Consider the following 17,577-nt stretch of genomic DNA (forward strand, 5'->3'; position numbering starts at 1 on the left):
TGGGCATGAGCATTCCCTTCGCGCCCCAATCCATGGAATTCGGCCTCGGCGAGACCGCTGACGCCATCCGCGACACCACCGCCCGCTGGGCCGCCGAGCGGCTGGCCCCTCGCGCCGCTGAAATCGACGAGAAAAACGAGTTCGCCCGCGACCTGTGGCCCGAGATGGGCGAGTTGGGCCTGCACGGCGTCACGGTCGAGGAAGAGTTCGGCGGCCTGGGCCTCGGCTACCTCGAACACGTGGTGGCGATGGAGGAGGTGTCGCGCGCCTCGGCCTCGATCGGCCTGAGCTACGGGGCCCACTCCAACCTGTGCGTCAACCAGATCCGTCGCTGGGGCACGCCCGAGCAGAAGGCGAAATACCTGCCCAAGCTGATCTCGGGCGAACACGTCGGTTCTCTGGCCATGTCCGAGGCCGGTTCGGGTTCGGACGTCATGTCCATGCGCACCCGCGCCGAGAAGAAGGGCGACCGCTACGTCCTGAACGGCACGAAATTCTGGATCACCAACGCCCCGCACGCCGAGACTCTGGTCGTCTACGCCCGCACCGGCGACGGCAACGGCGGCGTCACCGCCTTCCTGATCGAAAAGGGCATGAAGGGTTTCAGCGTCTCCAGGAAGCTGGACAAGATGGGCATGCGCGGCTCGGACACGGCTGAACTGGTGTTCGAGGACTGCGAGGTCCCCGAAGAGAACATCATGGGCGGCGAAGGGCGCGGCGCCGCCGTGCTGATGAGCGGCCTCGATTATGAGCGCGCCGTGCTGTCCGCCGGCCCGCTGGGCATCATGCAGGCGGCGCTCGACGTGGTCCTGCCCTACGTCCGCGATCGCAAACAGTTCGGCAAGGCCATCGGCTCCTTCCAGCTTATGCAGGGCAAGGTGGCCGACATGTACGTCGCCCTGAACAGCGCCCGCGCCTATGTCTATTCGGTCGCCCGCGCCTGCGATCAGGGCCTGACCACCCGCTACGATGCAGCCGGAGCGATCCTGCTGGCCTCGGAGAACGCAGTGAAGGTCACGCTGGAAGCCGTCCAGGCCCTGGGCGGCGCCGGCTACACAAGGGAATGGCCGGTCGAGCGCCTGGTCCGCGACGCCAAGCTCTACGACATCGGCGCCGGCACCAACGAAATCCGCCGCTTCCTGATCGGCCGCGAACTGCTGGGAAGCTGATGTGATCTGGCGGGGGGCTTTGCTGGGTGCTCTGGGCGCGCTTTTCACTTCCGCTGCCTGGGCTCAGGCCCCCTCGCCGACACTTGATCAGGACGCCCTGATGGCGCAGGCCGAGCGCGTCGAACATCACGCCGACGCCCTCAGTCGCCTGTGGCCCGGCTACTGGCCCAAGGACCAGCCCTTCATCCTCTATGCGCCGGATATCGGCGCCGTCTTCGGCGGCCACCGCCTGCCCGGCACGCCCCGCTTCAGACCCGGCCGCCTGGAAGGCGCCGAGTTTCATTTCGTACTCGACTATCCTTCCGGCGTTCCAGACACGGTGCTGTTGCAACCCGACGGCCCCGACGACGACCTGTCGACCCTCTTCCACGAACAGTTCCACGACTTCCAGAACACGGCCTTCCGCTGGACTTCAGGCGACGGGCATCAGGAATTCGTCGATCTAGACGCGATTCCCGACCTTGCCGGCTTCATCGCCGCGCTGGATCTGGAGCGGCTGGTCCTGCAAGCCGCCCTGCTGGAGCCTGACGCGAGCGCCCGGCGACATCTGGCGCGAACCTATCTGGCGCTCAGGACAGCACGCAGCGCCGATCTGCCTGCCGAAGTGCTGGCGGTGCAGCAGCAAAGAGAATGGTCCGAAGGCACGGCCGAGTTCATCGGCCTGCAGGCCAGCCATCTGATCGCCGGTCGCCCCGACGCAGCCCTGCCTTCCGCCATCGCCGGAGCGCTCGCAACGCCCAGCCAGAAGGACCTGAGTCTGGTTTCCGAATTGTTTCGCTGGCGCGCCTATCCCGTCGGCGCCGCCCTGACCTGGCTGCTGGCGGACGTAGGCGCGGACCAGTGGCGAGCCCGGGTCGGCCAGGGCGTCCCGCTGGATGTCCATCTGCGCCAAACGATCGGCGAAGGTTCCGTCGAAGATGTCGCGACCGCCGCCGCGCGTTTCGACCTTCCCGCCCTCAAAGCCCAGGCGGCTGAGAGACTGGCCCATGCGCCCGAAGGCGTCACGACCCGCGAAGCCTTCCTCGATCAGGCCGCGCATTGGCTTGTTCTGGAACTGAAATCGCCCGTCAATCGCGGCAAGGAAGTCGGGTTGTCCTTCTCGGCGGCGGAGATGACTCCGCTGGCCGACGGCGCCATCGCCCTGCCGCAGGGCATGGTGGTCATGCAGGCTCCGGGCTTCGCATTGAAGAGCGAACACAGTCCCGCCCTCATTGATGTTCCGGTCGGCATGGTCGCGGACGGCGTGATCGCCCACGTCGTCACCCTGCCGTTAGCTGCCGTCGACCTTCACGAGTTGCGCGTGGGCGAGCCCTTTCTGCTTGAAAAGGAAGGCCTGTCGCTGCGCATCGCCGCGCCCGACGAAATCCAGCAGCGGGCCGGCCGAACCCGGATCAGTTTAACCCTGCCCAAGGAACCCTAGGACAGGCGAACAGTTGCTCCCTTCTCGAAAGGAGATCGTCATGCCCGCCAAATCCGCCGCCCAGCAGAAAGCCGCCGGAGCCGCCCTGTCGGCCAAGCGAGGGGATACGCCCAAGTCCAAGTTGAAGGGCGCGTCGAAATCCATGATGGAATCGATGAGCGAAAAACAGCTTGAAGAATTCGCCCACACCAAGCGCAAGGGCAAACCTGAACACGTCTCGAAGCACTAGAGGCCTTATTTCGTCGCAACACTCGCGGCGGGGATGGCGCAAGTCGCGGCGCGCCCCTAACGTCGTGCACGACATCGCTTTGAGTCTCGCTTGATGACGCTCGTTTCCACGCCGCCGCCCGATGAGGGACGGACTTTCTCCGACGTGCTGGAGCGCCTGGGCCAGGACCGGCTGGATCAGGGCGAATCCGATAAACTGTCCCTTCGCGAAATGGTCGAGGCTTTCGGCGAACGCGGCTTCGGCGCCGTCATCCTGATGCTGGCCCTGATGGCGCTGTTTCCGTGGCCGCCGGGCGGCAAGGCGGTCTTTTCCGTTCCGATCATCCTGATCGCCGCCGAGATGGCGCTGCAGCGCGAGAAGGTCTGGCTGCCGCGCTGGTTGTTGAACCTGTCGGTAAGCCGTCAGTCCTATCGTTCCGCCACGGCGAAAATCCTGCCCCGCCTGCGCCGTGTCGAGCGCCTGACCAGACCGCGCTGGCCAGTCCTGACGGGCGAAGCCGCCGATGTCGCCATCGGCGTGATCTGCATTCTGCTGGCCCTGATGATGGCGCTGCCGGTGCCGTTCGGCGACGCCCTGCCCGGCCTGACCCTGGCCCTGTTCGGCCTGGGCATCATCCAGCGTGACGGCGCCTTCATCCTGGCCGGTCTCTTCGGCTCAGCGGTGTGCGGAGTCTATCTGGCCCTGGTGTGGACCACGGTGGTGGCTGTCGTCAGCGGCATAGCCCACTGGGCCGCGAACCTGTTCTAGGCTCGTAACTAGGCCCGCAGGAAGCGTTCAGCCCGCGTCCGTCTGTCCGCTGAGTCCCTGCATGATCATGCGGTTGATCTCGATCAGGGTCGAGAAATCGTCCTCGCCGCGCATGACTTCGGATGTGTTGCGGTTGACGAACAGGCTCAGCGAAATGAACTGCGCCCGCATCGCCTGCGGCAAGGCGTTGTCCGGGTCCGTGCAGGCAGTCGCCAGCGTCGACCACAGCCGACGGTTCCAGTCCAGCGCGTCCATCCGCCCGGCGACATCCGACCTGTCCAGGGTCGAGGCGTGCATCAGGGCGCGCGTCACCTGGCCGAACAGCCGGTATTCCATTTCACGCGGGGATTCAGCCCGCGTCGCCGCCGTCTTGTACGCCTGAAGCGACATTGCCGAGCCTTTGATCTTCGTAATCGACGATTTTGCGAGCGCCCATCAGGGCCTTGTAATACTGACGCGCCAGCACGTGCTTCGAGCAGGCGACGCATTCGCTCAGGATGTCCGGATTGCGCACCGCGCCCATGAACTCCGTCAGGCGCAGGGCGAACTCGTCATAGAATTTCGGCGCGTCAGCCTCATCCAGATACATCATCATGACGGGGAAATAGATGCGGCGCGCGGGCGTCGTGACGTCCTCGGGCTGCATGATGTCCTTTTCGCGCAGGACGCTGGCCTTGTTCTGCAGGATCAGAACGCCGCGACGGTCGCCGTTCTGGACGACGGCCCCGTTCAGCACGAATTTCTCGCCGGGTTTCAGCGACAGTTTCAGAGGCAAGGGAAGGTCTCCGTGGCGCCGCCCTCACCGTGACGGCCGGCCGCTGATGAACTGTAAAGCGACGTGGTTAACCATCCCTTCACTTCGCCCTCCCCAGCGTCATGGCCGCAGGCGGGAACGCCCTGACGAGCCGAGCCGTTGATCTGGTCGGAAGGGAGACAATGATGGCAGGACCCGACTTCGACACCGACGCCCAGGATCAGGCCGAGGTCTATGACGAGACCCATCTGGACGATGACGGCGACGGCGACCTGTCGTTCGACGAGGTCGAAGATGTGCTGGACGTCACCCAAATGGATGGAGACGCCGACGCCGAACCCTTTGACGAAGATGACCCGGATCTCGACGCGGAACTGGCTCTGGACGGCATAGAGGCCGAGGCGGACGCCCTGCTCGGCGTCGACAGCGTCCGGCTCAGCCAGGCCGACGGCGACGGAGCCACGACCTCCGGCGCGGACGAGGTGGAGTTGGTCTACGCCGGTCTGATGCGCAACCAGCGCGGAGCCCAGGCCAGCGCCGCCCATTGGGAAGCCAAACGTCTCTCCGACGACGACATAGAGGACCTGGGCTACGGCCCCGAACAATGAGGAAATCCATGACCGACAAAGCTCACACCAAGACCCAGGAAGACGCTGACCCCAACACCCCTCCGGCCAAGCGGGCGCCCCATCAAAGCGGCAAGACCGACCAACTGAAAGACAAGGAAAAGGACGCCGAAAACCGTCAGGAAGCCCTGATCGACGAGGGCGTCGAAGAGACCTTTCCCGCCAGCGATCCGGTGTCGGCCAAGCGCATCACCTGATCCTGCCGCCTGTTCACGCCCATCTCTTTAAGCTACCTGCTCCCTTCCCCCGGAATGGAGCAGGTTTCGCATGAGCCGGTTCGAAGGCACGTCCAACTACATCGCCACCGACGACCTGAAGGTCGCCGTAAACGCCGCCGTGGCGCTGGAACGACCGCTGCTGATCAAGGGCGAGCCGGGCACGGGCAAGACGGTTCTGGCCTATGAACTGGCCCGCGCGCTGAACGCGCCGCTGATCACCTGGCACGTCAAGTCCACGACCAAGGCCCACAACGGTCTGTATGAATACGACGCCGTGTCCCGCCTGCGCGACAGCCAGCTGGGCGACGAGCGCGTGCACGACGTGCGCAACTATCTGAAGAAGGGCAAGCTGTGGGAGGCCTTCACGGCCCCGACCCGCCCTGTCCTGCTGATCGACGAGATCGACAAGGCCGACATCGAGTTTCCCAACGACCTGCTGCAGGAACTCGATCGCATGGAGTTCTACGTCCAGGAGACGGACGAGACGATCCGCGCCGAGGTCCGCCCCGTCGTCGTCATCACCTCGAACAATGAGAAGGAGTTGCCGGACGCCTTCCTGCGCCGCTGCTTCTTCCACTACATCCGCTTCCCCGACGCGCAGACGATGCAGGACATCGTCGAGGTCCATTTCCCCGGCATCAAGCCGCGCCTGGTCTCAGAGGCCCTGAAGACCTTCTATGAAATCCGCGACACGCCGGGCCTGAAGAAGAAGCCTTCGACGTCGGAACTGCTGGACTGGCTGAAGCTGTTGCTGGTCGACGACGTGGCGCCGGAGACCCTGCGCGAGAAGACGCCCGGCAAGCTGATCCCCCCGCTGCACGGCGCCCTGCTGAAGAATGAGCAGGACGTGCATCTGTTCGAACGCCTGGCCTTCATGAGCCGTCGCGAAGGCGCCCGTCCCGGGGGCTGAAGGGGCGGCTGATTTCAGCCGCTTTCCCGTCGTCTTTCGATTACCGCGATTTCACTGGCCCCACGGCGCTTATGGCGCACAATCGGGACCTTGAGTGGAGCCGACCATGCAACAGATCACCTGGCCTGTTATCGCTTTGGCGCTGATGGCCGCCGCCTGCGACAACCCCGGCACGGTGCGCATCACCACGTCGTCGACCTCGGATTCGTCCGGGGTGCTGAAGGTCGTCGACGCCCTGCAGTGTCCGCAGACCCAGGGCGTGCTGACGCGCAAGGGTTCGGCCCGCGCCGACGGGTCGTGCGTCTATGGCGGGCCGCGCGGTTCGGAAGTCATCCTGCAACTGGTTCAACTGGACGGCCGCTCTTCCACCGAGGCCCTGAAAAGCTTTGAGAACCGCCTGACCTCCGACCTGCCCGAGGCCGTGGCCGAGGTGGAGGCCGAAAACGCCCGCGTCCAGGCCGAGGCCGCCAGGGCTGAGGCGGACGCAGCCCGCGCCGAAGCCGATGCGTCCCGCGCCGCCGCCGAAGCCGAGGCCGCCGCCGGCGATTCCGCCCAGGTCAGGATGCCTGGCCTGCGCGTCGATGCTCAGGGCGACAAGGCCACCGTCCGACTGCCCGGCATGAAGATCGAGGCCGACGGCGACCGCGCCAACATCCGCATCGGCGGCCTGACCATCCGCGCCGACGACAAGTCCAGCCGGGTCAACGTCTCGTCCCGCGACGACACGGTGAACATCGACGCGACCGACGGCGCCGCCCGCATCCGCACCAGCGGTTCCGGCGAGGCGGTGCGCGCCACCTTCCTGATGACCGGCAAGGAGGCCTCGGCCAGCGGCTGGCGCACGGTCGGATACGAGGCGCGCGGCCCGGTCGGCGGCCCCATCGTCGTCGCCACCGTCCGCAGCAAGGACCGCGACCCGGACCGCCTGTTCGACGCGGCCAAGGCGTTGGTGACGCTCAACGTCGGCGATTAACCCCCATCTATCGCAACGGCCGCCCTTGATCGCGCGTTCGGTCTGAGTCACCAGCCTGAGCATGCGCAACATCAAGACCTTGGCCGAAGAAATCGAAGACGCCGGCCCCGCGCCCCGAGTCCGCAAACCCAAGCCGCCCCGCGCCTGGCAGCGGATGCTGTCGGGCCGCCGCCTGGACCTGCTGGACCCGTCGCCGTTCGACATCGAGATCGAGGACATCGCCCACGGCCTGGCCCGCGTCGCCCGCTGGAACGGCCAGACCATCGGCGAGCACGCCTTCTCGGTCGCTCAGCACTCCCTGGTGGTCGAGGAGATCGCCGCCCACATCCGGCCCGGGCTGGAGCCGAAATGGCGCCTCGCCGCCCTGCTGCACGACGCCTCGGAATACGTCATCGGCGACATGATCTCGCCATTCAAATCGGCGCTTGGCTCCAGCTACAAGGATTTCGAGGCCCGACTGGAAGCCGCCATCCACGTCCGCTTCCAACTGCCTCCCAAGACGCCGCAGACGATCAAGACCCTGATCAAGAAGGCCGACAAGGCCTGCGCCTTCTATGAGGCGACGCAGCTGGCCGGCTTCACACGTCGCGAGTCCCTGCAGATCTTCGGCGCCCCGCCGCCCGGCTATGATCTGGTGATCGAGCCCCAGCCCGCCGCCGTCGCCCAGCAGCGCTATCTGGACCGCTACCGCGTTCTGGCCGAAGCTGTCGGCATCCTGCCCGGCGCCGACGCCTGGCACACAGAATAGGACGCTTGATGAAGCAGGGGGGCGAACAGGGCGTGCGGATCGGCCTGTCGGCCGTGGTCATCGCCCTGCGCGAACGTCAGGCCGTAGTGCTGACCACACATGCCCCGGACGGCGCCTCCGCCCTGCCCTTCGGCCCGTTCGATCCGTCGCGCGACCGGACCTTTGAACTGGCCCTGCGCGCCTTCGTCACCGAACAGACCGGCTTCCCGCTCGGCTTTGTCGAGCAGCTCTACACCTTCGGCGACGCCGGTCGCGCCGCGCCCCGCGCCACGCCGGGGCCGGAACGCGCGCGCGAAGTCTCCGTCGGCTACCTGGCCCTGACCGCCGAGGCGCCCGACGCTCCCGGCTTCGCCTCGGGCAGGGACGCCGCGTGGACTCCTATCTTCGACATCTTTCCCTGGGAGGACTGGCGCCAGGGCCGCCCCTCCGTCCTGGCCAGCCTGCGTTCAGATCTGACCGACTGGGCAGGCGATGATCCCGCCCGACGCGGCCGCGCCGAGTCCCTGTTCGCCCTCTCGCCCGACGCGCGCTGGAACGAGGAGCGCGTGCTGGAACGCTATGAACTTCTCTATGAGGCGGGCCTGGTCGCCGAATCCGCCCGCGATCATGACCGGCCCGTCCCGGCGCCTCTGGGCGACCTGTCCATGACCTCAGACCACCGCCGCATCGTCGCCACGGGCCTTGGCCGACTGCGCTCCAAGCTGAAGTACCGCCCGGTCCTGTTCGACCTGACGCCGCCGACCTTCACCCTGTCCGCTCTGCAGAACGCGGCCGAAGCGGTGGCGGGCCTGTCGCTGCACAAGCAGAACTTCCGACGCGGCGTCGAGCGCACCGGCCTGGTCCAGCCCACAGGCGTTTTCGCCAGCGACACCGGCGGCCGCCCGGCCGAACTTTTTCGCTATATCGGCCCCGAACCGGCCGGCGGCGCCCCTTCGGGACTGGCTCTTCCCGGACAGCGTTGAAGCGGCAGTCGATTTTCTTCGACATACGGCTTGCAGCCCGACACGGCTTTCATTAGAGAGACCGCTCGCTCAGCCCCATTAGGGACTACCGACCCGCGGAGAGGTGGCAGAGTGGTTGAATGTACCGCACTCGAAATGCGGCGTACGTGGAAGCGTACCGGGGGTTCGAATCCCCCCCTCTCCGCCACACATTTCCTTCCTAAAATTGTAGAATTGCGCTCCCGCCCGATAGCTTGGGTGGTTGGAGGGGCAGGCGTCGCCGTCTTCAGGCCAGAGCGACGGGCGTATCACTGGGGCGCCTGGGGTTTTCCCTCAGTTCCCGCCCCGTTCCCAAACTTTTCGTGTAGCGCTGCTGTAGGAACCAGCTTCCCCCCTGTTGCTTGATTTCACTCAATCAACAGAGAGAACCGTCATGACCGACGTCCAACCGAACGACCCCGACCGCGACGACGAGACCGGCCTCGATGGCGACGAGGTCGAGGCTGGCCGAGCCGCCCGGAAGGCGGCCGCCAACCAGGATCCAGAGCAGACCAGCAACCCCGCTGACCGAAGCGCGACGCCCTCAACCGGCGGCGCTGGCGCTGCTGGCGCCGGTGGTCCCAAGGGCTTTGGCACAGGAACCTGAACAGTGTGGAGGGGAGAGAGAGGTGCGAGCAACGACCTCGCTCTCTCCTCCTTCACAGGGAGAAGACGATGACGGCAAACGATCGAGACCCTCGCAGCCCCGCTGACAAAGACAGCCTCCAGGAGCAGGCCCGCCGCGAGACCGGCGATGCAGAACGCCGCGACCGACAGCCCGATCCCAGCGTCACCACCCCTCAGCCGGACGAAGACCCTGACCAACGCCGAAGGCTGGAAGAAGAAGCCGCCAAGGCTCCTGCGCCAACGGCGCCGATCGCCAACCCGGATTGAGCTTTTCGTTGAGATTGGCCAGTATCGCTCAATATTTTGAGCATCGCAGACGCTAAATCAACGACTTAGCTCCCGCGCAAAAAGGGCTTGTTGCATAATCCGTAATGCGGCCCACTCTCAGGCTAGCGATCCCTCAGAGAAGATCGCAGGCAGGATGGGCGGGAAACGAATGGCGGCGCCATTTTCCACGGACAGGATTTTCATAGGCGGCGTATGGCGATCCGCCGCCGACGGCGCCACCCTGCCGATTGAGAACCCGTCGACGGGCGAGGTCATGGGCGCTCTGGCCGCCGGGACCGCCGCCGACGTGGACTCCGCCGTCCAGGCCGCGCGCGCCGCCTTCGACGGAGACTGGGGCCGCATGACGGCCGTCGAGCGCGGCCGCATCCTCGCCCGCATGAGCCGCGAGGTCGAAGCCCGCATCGACATGCTGGCCGAACTTGAGGCGCTGGACGTCGGCAAGCCGCTCAAACAGGCCCGCAACGATGTCGTCGCCCTGGCCCGCTATCTCGAATTCTATGCAGGCGCAGCCGACAAGCTGCACGGCGAAACCATCCCCTTCCAGGACGGCTACACCGTCTACACCCTGCGCGAGCCGCACGGGGTGACGGGGCATATCATCCCCTGGAACTATCCGATGCAGATCATCGGCCGCTCGGTCGTGGCCGCCCTGTGCGTCGGCAACGCCGTGGTGCTGAAGCCCGCAGAGCAGGCGTCGCTGACCGCCCTCGCCTTCGCCCACATCGCCGCCGACTGCCGCCTGCCCGCAGGCTCTCTGAACGTCGTGACCGGCACGGGCGCCGAGGCGGGCGCGGCGCTGGCCGCCCATCCGGGCATCAACCACCTGTCCTTCACCGGCTCGACCGGCGTGGGCGTCGCCATCCAGCAGGCGGCGGCGGTCAACGCCGTGCCGGTGACGCTGGAGCTGGGCGGCAAGTCGCCCCAGCTGGTGTTCGACGACGCCGATCTGGACAAGGCCCTGCCCTTCCTCGTCAACGCGGGCGTCCAGAATGCGGGCCAGACCTGCTCGGCCGGATCGCGCGTGCTGGTTCAGCGCGGCGTCTATGACGAAGTCGTGCGCCGCATGGCCGAACGCTTCGCCGCCCTGTCCGTCGGCCCCGCGATGGACGACCGCGACGTCGGCCCGCTGGTGTCGAAGAAACAGCAGGCCATGGTCGAGAGCTTCATCGACAAGGGCCGCGCCGACGGCCTGATTGTGGCGCAGGCGACGCTGGCCGACCTGCCGCCCGGCGGCGCCTATGTCGCCCCGACCCTGTTCGCCAATGTCGCGCCCGACCATCCGCTGGCGCAGCAGGAAATCTTCGGCCCCGCCGCCGTCGTCATCCCGTTCGGGACGGAAGACGAGGCCGTCGCCATCGCCAACGGCACCGACTACGGCCTCGTCGCAGGCGTCTGGACCGCCGACGGCGGGCGCCAGATGCGGCTGGCGAAACGGCTGCGCGCCGGACAGGTCTTCATCAACAACTACGGCGCGGCGGGCGGGGTGGAACTGCCCTTCGGCGGCGTCGGGAAATCGGGCCACGGTCGCGAGAAGGGGTTCGAGGCGCTCTACGCCTTCACCACCCTGAAGACCGTCGCGGCCCATCACGGATAGCGCAAGGGAGTAGCGTCTTGGGGGAGAACAGATCGAAGCGGCTGGAGGGCAAGCGAGCGATCGTCACAGGCGGAGCCTCCGGCTTCGGCGCCGGAATCGCGCGCCGCTTCGCCGAGGAAGGCGCCCGCGTCATCGTCGCCGACCTGAACCTTGAAGCCGCCCGCACGCTGGCCGCTGAACTGGGCGACGCCGATCTGGGCGTGAAGGTCGATGTGTCCAGCGCCGCCGACGTGGCCGCACTCGCCGAGACCGCTGAGCGCCTGCTGGGCGGGATCGACATCGTGGTCAACAACGCGGGCGTCGGCCACACGCCCCAGCCGCTGGACGAACTGTCGGACGAGGCCTTCGACCGCATCGCCAACGTCAATATGCGCGCCATCTATCTGATGTCCAAGGCTTTCGTCCCGGCGATGAAGGCGCAAGGGTCCGGCGCCATCCTGAACATCGCCTCGACCGGCGGGGTCAGCCCCCGGCCCAACCTGACCTGGTACAACGCCTCCAAGGGCTGGGTCATCACGGCGACGCGGGCCATGGCGGTTGAACTGGCGCCCTTCCAGGTGCGGGTGAACGCCCTGAACCCGGTGGCGGGCGACACCCCCCTGCTGAAGACCTTCATGGGCGCCGACACCCCCGAGGTGCGAGCCAAATTCCTGGCCTCCATCCCCATCGGCCGCTTCTCGACGCCCGAGGACATGGGCGCCGCCGCCGCTTTCCTCTGTTCTGACGACGCCTCGATGATCACAGGCGTGGCGCTGGAGGTCGACGGTGGCCGCTGCATCTGACCGTCCGTTCAAGCTTCTGGTCCTGCCGGGCGACGGCATCGGGCCCGAGATCATCCGCGAGACCCTGCGCGTCGTCGACTGGGCACGGAACGCCGGGCTGCGCATCGAACTGAGCGAGGCCCTTGCGGGCGGCGCCAGCATCGACGCCGTGGGCGCGCCCATCGCCGAGGATTTGGTCGAGCAGGCGCTCAACGCCGACGCCGTCCTGTTCGGCGCCGTCGGCGGGCCGAAGTGGGACCACCTGCCCCGCGCCCAACGGCCCGAAATGGGCATCCTGCGCCTGCGTCAGGCGCTGGATCTCTACGCCAACCTGCGCCCCGCCGTCTGCTTCGACGAACTCCTGGACGCCTCGGCGCTGAAGCCCGACCTGATCCGGGGTCTCGACATCCTGATCGTGCGCGAGGCGACGGCGGGCGTCTATTTCAGCCTGCCCCGCGCCAACGAGGTCGCCCCCGACGGCCAACGCCGCGCCTACGACACTCAAGCCTACACAGAAGCCGAGATCGCCCGAGTCTGCCGCACGGCGTTCGAGCTGGCCCGCACCCGCCAGCGCCGCGTCTGCTCGGTGGACAAGGCCAACGTCATGGAGACGGGCGCCCTGTGGCGCGGGGTCGCCACCGAGATCGCCGCCGACTATCCCGACGTGGAGCTGTCGCACATGTACGCCGACAACTGCGCCATGCAGTTAGTGCGTCGGCCGAACCAGTTCGACGTCATCGTCACCGACAATCTGTTCGGCGACATCCTGTCCGACGCGGCGGCGGCCCTGACGGGGTCGCTGGGCCTGCTGCCCTCCGCCTCCCTGTCCGACCTTGAGCAAGGCGGGCGCAGCCGGGGCCTGTATGAGCCGATCCACGGCTCGGCGCCCGATATCGCGGGCCAGGGCGTCGCCAACCCGATCGCGACCATCCTGTCCTTCGCCCTGTGCTTGCGCTGGTCCTTCGACCGAGCGGACCTGGCCGACCGACTGGAGCGCGCCGTGCGGCGCGTCGTGTCCAGCGGCGTCCGCACCCCCGATATCGCCCACCCCGGCGTCGCCGCCGTTTCCACCATTGAGATGACCGACGCGGTGCTGGCCGCCTTGGCCGCCGAATGAGGTTCAACCGATGAGCGCCCCGACCCTGCAGACCGTCATGGACCTGATCGACGGCCGCACCGACGAACTGGTCGCCCTGACCCAGGATCTGATCCGTTTTCCGACCATCAACCCGCCGGGCGAGGCCTATCGCCCCTGCGCCGAATACATCGGCGAGCGACTGAAAAAGCGCGGCTTCACCGTCGAATATGTGCGCGGCGAGGGCTCGCCAGGCGACAGCGACCAGTACCCGCGCACCAACGTCATCGCCCGCTGGACCGGCAGCGAGCCCGGCCCCTGCGTCCACTTCAACAGCCATATCGACGTGGTCGAGGTCGGCGCCGGCTGGACCGTCGATCCCTTCGGCGGCGAGGTGAAGGACGGCAAAGTCTACGGTCGCGGCGCCTGCGACATGAAGGGGGGGCTGGCCGCATCCATCATCGCGGTCGAGGCCCTGATCGATTCCGGCCTGCCCCTGCCCGGCGCGCTCGAAATCTCCGGCACGGTGGACGAGGAATCGGGCGGCTACGGCGGCGTCGCCTATCTGGCCGAGCGCGGCTGGTTCTCCGAACCAAAGGTCAACCATGTCATCATCCCCGAGCCGCTGAACGTGGACCGGGTCTGCATCGGCCACCGCGGCGTCTGGTGGGCCGAGATCGAGACCAAGGGCCGCATCGCCCACGGCTCCATGCCCTTCCTGGGCGATTCCGCCATCCGCCACATGGGCGCGGTGATGGAAGAGTTCGAATCCAAGCTCTATCCCGCCATGGCCGCCCGCCATTCAGACATGCCGGTTGTGCCCGAGGGCGCCCGCCAGTCGACGATGAACATCAACTCCATCCACGGCGGCCAGGCCGAGGGCTTCGACGGCCTGCCCGCGCCCTGCGTCGCTGATTCCAGCCGCATGGTCATCGACCGCCGCTTCCTGATCGAGGAGTCTCTGGAGGACGTGAAGGGCGAGGTGAAGGCCATCCTCGACGGGCTGGCGGCCCAGCGTCACGGCTTCCGCTATGAGATGCGCGACCTGTTCGAAGTCGCCCCCAGCATGGCCGACCGCGACGGTCCCGTCGCCAGCACGACCGCCGCCGCCATCGAGACGGTGCTCGGTAAAAAGGCCCAGTTCGTCTGCTCGCCCGGCACCTATGACCAGAAGCACATCGACCGCATCGGCCGGCTGAAAGACTGCATCGCCTATGGCCCCGGCGTGCTCGACCTGGCGCACCAGCCCGACGAATGGGTCGGCATCGACGACATGACCAACTCGGCCAAGGTCATGGCGCGGGCGGCCTATGATCTGCTGACCCGCAAACGGAGCTGACAGGGTGGCGCGTGGCGATATGGAAGAAGAAAACATCATCGGCCCGCGCCTGCGCGCCCTTCGGGATCGCCTCGGCCTGTCGCAACGCGCGCTCGCCCGCAAGGCTGGGGTGCCGTCCAGCACCGTCAGTCTGGTCGAGAGTGGCCGTACCAGCCCATCCGTCGGTTCGCTGAAACGGCTGCTGGACGCGGCGGGCATCTCGCTGGGCGACTTCTTCAGCTCGGAGTTCGAGACCCCGACCAAATACTTCTATCGCCACGACGAACTGACCGACATCTCGCGCGGCGAGGTCTCCTATCGCCAGTTGGGCTCCAGCCAGGATTCCAGCCTTCAGATCCTCTACGAGACCTATCAGCCCGGCTCGGACAGCGGCCGGGTCATGCTGTCTCACGAAGGCGAAGAAGGCGGCATGATCATCTCGGGCCGTCTGGAAGTCACCGTCGACGGCCAGTCGCGCGTGCTGAAGGCGGGCGAAGGCTATCTGTTCCCCAGCGTCCTGCCGCACCGTTTCCGCAACATCGGCGACTGCCCCTGCGTGGTCATCAGCGCATGCACGCCGCCAACCTTCTGACGGGGCCGTTGCGAATGATCGATATTCCGATCATTGGAATATTTTCTCTATATTGGACAGATATCTAGGCAAACAAAGAAACAGCCTTGCCCAAATTCCTCATCAAGCGGCTACTGATCGCCGAGGGAAGAGGGTTTTTCGCGGCCGATCGTTGCAACGGCAAACGAATGCTGCATTGCACAAAATGTCGGCTACGAAGATAGTTCGGCGATCGGGCTGTCCCGGTCGCGACGGCTGAACGCGGCTTCAAAGACTGCGGCGGCCTCATGGGGAGGAAGACGATGAATCGTCTGATGGTCAGCGTTTCCGCCGGGGCCTTGCTGGCCCTGTCCGCCACCTCCGTCGCCGCGCAGCGCGCGCCGGACGAGCCCGCCGCCACCACGGTGGACGAGGTCATCGTCACCGCCCAGCGCCGCGAACAGGCGGCTCAGGACGTGGGCATCGCACTCAGCGTCCTCAGCGGCGAAAGCCTGACGCAGCAGGGCGTCACTAACGTCAACCAGCTTCAGAACGCCACGCCCAACCTGGAGGTAGAACCGGCCTTCGGCGGCGGCGCGGCCCAGTTCCGCATGCGCGGCGTCGGCTTTCAGGACTACGCCTCCAACAACTCGCCCACCGTCGGCGTCTATGTGAACGAGGTCGCCTATCCGGTCCCGGTCATGACGCAGGGGCTGATCTTCGACATCGATCGGGTCGAGGTGCTGCGCGGGCCGCAGGGCACCCTGTACGGCCGCAACACCACCGGCGGCGCCATCAGCTTCGTCACCAAGCGCCCGACCGAGGAACTGTCCGCCGGCCTGATGACCGAATGGGGCAGTCACAACCTGTTCCGGGGCGAAGGCTATGTCTCAGGCCCGCTGACTGGCGCCCTGCGCGGCCGTCTGGCCGTCTCGACTGAGCAAGGCGGCGCCTGGCAGCGAAACCGCGACACGGGCGAAAGCCTGGGCGACGCCGACCGCACCGGCGCCCGCGCCCTGCTGGAATGGACGCCCAATGAGACCTTCACGGCCCTGCTGGACGTCCACGGCGGCGTCGACAAATCGGAAAACCAGGGCCTGTATCTGATCAGCGACCTGCACACCGGCGCGGTCAACCGCCCCAGCTATCTGATCCCCGCCGACAAGGACCGCTCCAAGACCGGCTGGGGCCTGTCGCAACGCTTCGCCGCCGCCATCGGCCGCGATGTGAACGCCAAACCGGGACGGGACAACTCATCCTGGGGCGCCTCGCTGAACGCCAATCTGGCGCTGAAGGGCATGAACCTGTCCAGCATCACCAGCTATGAGACGCTGGAGCGCAGCGAATACGGCGACTGGGATTCCAGCCCCTCGGTCGAGGCCGATACCTTCTTCGGCAGTGACGTAGACGTGATTTCACAGGAACTGCGTCTGGCGTCGGACAACGACAGCCCCCTGACCTGGGTGGCCGGTTTCTACTATTCGAAACAGGATCTGCACGAGCGCTACTTCTCGGACTTCATCGACATCTACAACACCTACGCCCAGGTCACCTATGACCAGAAGGTCGAGTCCTGGAGCCTGTTCGGCCAAGCCGAATACGCCTTCACCGAGCGCTGGAAAGCCATTCTGGGCCTGCGCTACGAAGAAGAAACCCGCGAGTTGGAAGGCTTCGGTTCGGCCTTCGGCGGCGCCACCGCCCTGCCCCCGACCAGCGTCGACACCAAGATGACCCCGCTGACCGGCAAGGCGGCGCTGGAGTTCAAACCCGCCGATAACATCCTGCTCTATGGCTCGGCCAGCCGGGGCGCCAAGTCGGGCGGCTTCACCACCTACAACACCGGCGACAGCAGCGGCATCGAGCCCTTCGATCCTGAAATCCTGTGGGCCTATGAACTGGGCTTCAAGGCCGACCCGTCGCGCGCGGTCCAGATCAACGGCGCGGCCTACTACTACGACTACAACGGCCAGCAGGTGCTGTCGGCCGTCTGCGGCGCCAACGGCCCGGTCGGCCGCTTCACCAACGCCGATTCCAAGATTTACGGGGCCGAGCTTGAGGGCGTCCTGCGCCCGGCGGCGGGCCTGCGTATCAGCCAGAACCTCAGCTACAAGAAGGGCGAGTACACCGACTTCGTCGACCTGGACATCGGCGCCTGCCAGCAGACGCCCGGCACAGCCGTCTACATCGACAAGTCAGGCCAGAAGATTCCCTTCCCCGCCTGGTCCTACGGCGGCTCGATTTCCTATGACTGGATCGTCGGCGGCTTCGCCGTCACGGCCGAGGCCAACTACAGCTATCGCGACGAATACCCGTCCTGGCTGGGCCAGAAATACGACGTCGAGGCCTATTGGCTGGCCAACGCCAGCATCACCGTGGGGCCTGAAGACGCCGACTGGTCCATCGCCTTCTGGGCGCGCAACCTGTTCGATCAGGATTACGATCTGACGCGCAACTTCTTCACCAGCGCGGACATCGCCCAGCCGGGCCGTCCTCGCACGATCGGCGCGCGGCTGACGCTTCGCTACTGAGCGTTGAGAGCGCTCACATAATCGAGCACGCGGACAAATTGTCTATATTTATCCGTACATTA

Annotated in this window: 20 protein-coding genes and 1 tRNA gene; 19 read left to right on the forward strand and 2 right to left on the reverse strand. The window is 66.4% G+C overall.

Going from position 1 to position 17,577, the window contains the following annotated elements; genetic code table 11:
* Positions 1–5 precede the first annotated feature (5 nt).
* From D1604_RS07930 to D1604_RS07945, 4 genes are all read left to right on the forward strand, one after another.
* Entirely contained in the window at positions 6–1,169 is a 1,164-nt protein-coding gene (locus tag D1604_RS07930) for an isovaleryl-CoA dehydrogenase (RefSeq protein WP_119412860.1), read from the forward strand.
* A 100-nt stretch (positions 1,170–1,269) separates the two neighbouring features.
* On the forward strand, positions 1,270–2,589 hold the full coding sequence (locus tag D1604_RS07935; RefSeq protein ID WP_147399896.1) for a hypothetical protein: 1,320 nt from the start codon (positions 1,270–1,272) through the stop codon (positions 2,587–2,589).
* Positions 2,590–2,629: 40 nt separating this feature from the next.
* Positions 2,630–2,818, forward strand: a complete 189-nt coding sequence (locus D1604_RS07940; RefSeq protein WP_024353207.1) for a DUF3008 family protein — start codon at positions 2,630–2,632, stop codon at positions 2,816–2,818.
* 93 nt (positions 2,819–2,911) lie between these two features.
* Positions 2,912–3,565 carry an exopolysaccharide biosynthesis protein gene (locus tag D1604_RS07945; protein ID WP_119412862.1) on the forward strand — a complete coding sequence of 218 codons (654 nt, stop codon included), beginning with the start codon at positions 2,912–2,914 and terminating at the stop codon, positions 3,563–3,565.
* A 27-nt stretch (positions 3,566–3,592) separates the two neighbouring features.
* Here D1604_RS07945 and flaF read toward each other — a convergent pair whose 3' ends face one another.
* Together flaF and flbT are read right to left on the reverse strand one after the other, a co-directional pair.
* Positions 3,593–3,955 (reverse strand): flagellar biosynthesis regulator FlaF, encoded by a 363-nt coding sequence (flaF, locus tag D1604_RS07950; protein WP_029673182.1) that lies wholly within the window; start codon positions 3,953–3,955, stop codon positions 3,593–3,595.
* Positions 3,915–4,340 (reverse strand): flagellar biosynthesis repressor FlbT, encoded by a 426-nt coding sequence (flbT, locus tag D1604_RS07955; protein WP_003168590.1) that lies wholly within the window; start codon positions 4,338–4,340, stop codon positions 3,915–3,917. Before flbT ends, flaF begins: the two co-directional genes overlap by 41 nt.
* A 164-nt stretch (positions 4,341–4,504) precedes the next feature.
* Here flbT and D1604_RS07960 point away from each other — a divergent pair, with 164 nt between their 5' ends.
* The 15 genes from D1604_RS07960 to D1604_RS08030 all read left to right on the forward strand — a co-directional run bounded on the left by D1604_RS07960 (position 4,505) and on the right by D1604_RS08030 (position 17,515).
* Positions 4,505–4,927 (forward strand): hypothetical protein, encoded by a 423-nt coding sequence (locus D1604_RS07960; RefSeq protein ID WP_233551956.1) that lies wholly within the window; start codon positions 4,505–4,507, stop codon positions 4,925–4,927.
* An 8-nt stretch (positions 4,928–4,935) separates the two neighbouring features.
* Positions 4,936–5,142: a hypothetical protein gene (locus D1604_RS07965; protein WP_024353211.1), complete on the forward strand. Its 207-nt coding sequence runs from the start codon at positions 4,936–4,938 to the stop codon at positions 5,140–5,142.
* A 70-nt stretch (positions 5,143–5,212) separates the two neighbouring features.
* The gene (locus tag D1604_RS07970) at positions 5,213–6,073 is read left to right on the forward strand and encodes an AAA family ATPase (RefSeq protein WP_119412864.1); all 861 of its coding nucleotides are present in this window, start codon (positions 5,213–5,215) and stop codon (positions 6,071–6,073) included.
* Between the two features lie 106 nt (positions 6,074–6,179).
* Positions 6,180–7,046: a methyltransferase type 11 gene (locus D1604_RS07975; RefSeq protein WP_119412865.1), complete on the forward strand. Its 867-nt coding sequence runs from the start codon at positions 6,180–6,182 to the stop codon at positions 7,044–7,046.
* 154 nt (positions 7,047–7,200) lie between these two features.
* Positions 7,201–7,794 carry a YfbR-like 5'-deoxynucleotidase gene (locus tag D1604_RS07980; protein WP_024353214.1) on the forward strand — a complete coding sequence of 198 codons (594 nt, stop codon included), beginning with the start codon at positions 7,201–7,203 and terminating at the stop codon, positions 7,792–7,794.
* An 8-nt stretch (positions 7,795–7,802) separates the two neighbouring features.
* Positions 7,803–8,756 (forward strand): NUDIX hydrolase, encoded by a 954-nt coding sequence (locus D1604_RS07985; protein ID WP_119412866.1) that lies wholly within the window; start codon positions 7,803–7,805, stop codon positions 8,754–8,756.
* Positions 8,757–8,853: 97 nt separating this feature from the next.
* A tRNA-Ser gene (locus D1604_RS07990) sits at positions 8,854–8,943 on the forward strand.
* 225 nt (positions 8,944–9,168) lie between these two features.
* Positions 9,169–9,381 (forward strand): hypothetical protein, encoded by a 213-nt coding sequence (locus tag D1604_RS07995; RefSeq protein WP_119412867.1) that lies wholly within the window; start codon positions 9,169–9,171, stop codon positions 9,379–9,381.
* 68 nt (positions 9,382–9,449) lie between these two features.
* Positions 9,450–9,668: a hypothetical protein gene (locus D1604_RS08000; RefSeq protein WP_119412868.1), complete on the forward strand. Its 219-nt coding sequence runs from the start codon at positions 9,450–9,452 to the stop codon at positions 9,666–9,668.
* Positions 9,669–9,837: 169 nt separating this feature from the next.
* Positions 9,838–11,283: an aldehyde dehydrogenase family protein gene (locus tag D1604_RS08005; RefSeq protein WP_119412869.1), complete on the forward strand. Its 1,446-nt coding sequence runs from the start codon at positions 9,838–9,840 to the stop codon at positions 11,281–11,283.
* A gap of 17 nt (positions 11,284–11,300) precedes the next feature.
* A complete protein-coding gene (locus D1604_RS08010; protein ID WP_119412870.1) occupies positions 11,301–12,065 on the forward strand; it encodes a glucose 1-dehydrogenase in 765 nt (254 codons plus the stop codon).
* Positions 12,049–13,161 carry a 3-isopropylmalate dehydrogenase gene (leuB, locus tag D1604_RS08015; RefSeq protein ID WP_119412871.1) on the forward strand — a complete coding sequence of 371 codons (1,113 nt, stop codon included), beginning with the start codon at positions 12,049–12,051 and terminating at the stop codon, positions 13,159–13,161. The genes D1604_RS08010 and leuB overlap by 17 nt, the downstream gene beginning before the upstream one ends.
* A 10-nt stretch (positions 13,162–13,171) precedes the next feature.
* Positions 13,172–14,458 carry an acetylornithine deacetylase/succinyl-diaminopimelate desuccinylase family protein gene (locus D1604_RS08020; protein WP_119412872.1) on the forward strand — a complete coding sequence of 429 codons (1,287 nt, stop codon included), beginning with the start codon at positions 13,172–13,174 and terminating at the stop codon, positions 14,456–14,458.
* A 4-nt stretch (positions 14,459–14,462) separates the two neighbouring features.
* The gene (locus D1604_RS08025) at positions 14,463–15,029 is read left to right on the forward strand and encodes a cupin domain-containing protein (RefSeq protein WP_233551957.1); all 567 of its coding nucleotides are present in this window, start codon (positions 14,463–14,465) and stop codon (positions 15,027–15,029) included.
* Between the two features lie 281 nt (positions 15,030–15,310).
* Positions 15,311–17,515 (forward strand): TonB-dependent receptor, encoded by a 2,205-nt coding sequence (locus D1604_RS08030; RefSeq protein WP_233551958.1) that lies wholly within the window; start codon positions 15,311–15,313, stop codon positions 17,513–17,515.
* Positions 17,516–17,577: the final 62 nt, after the last annotated feature.

Source organism: Brevundimonas sp. LPMIX5 (genome assembly GCF_003576505.1).
Taxonomy (GTDB): domain Bacteria; phylum Pseudomonadota; class Alphaproteobacteria; order Caulobacterales; family Caulobacteraceae; genus Brevundimonas; species Brevundimonas naejangsanensis.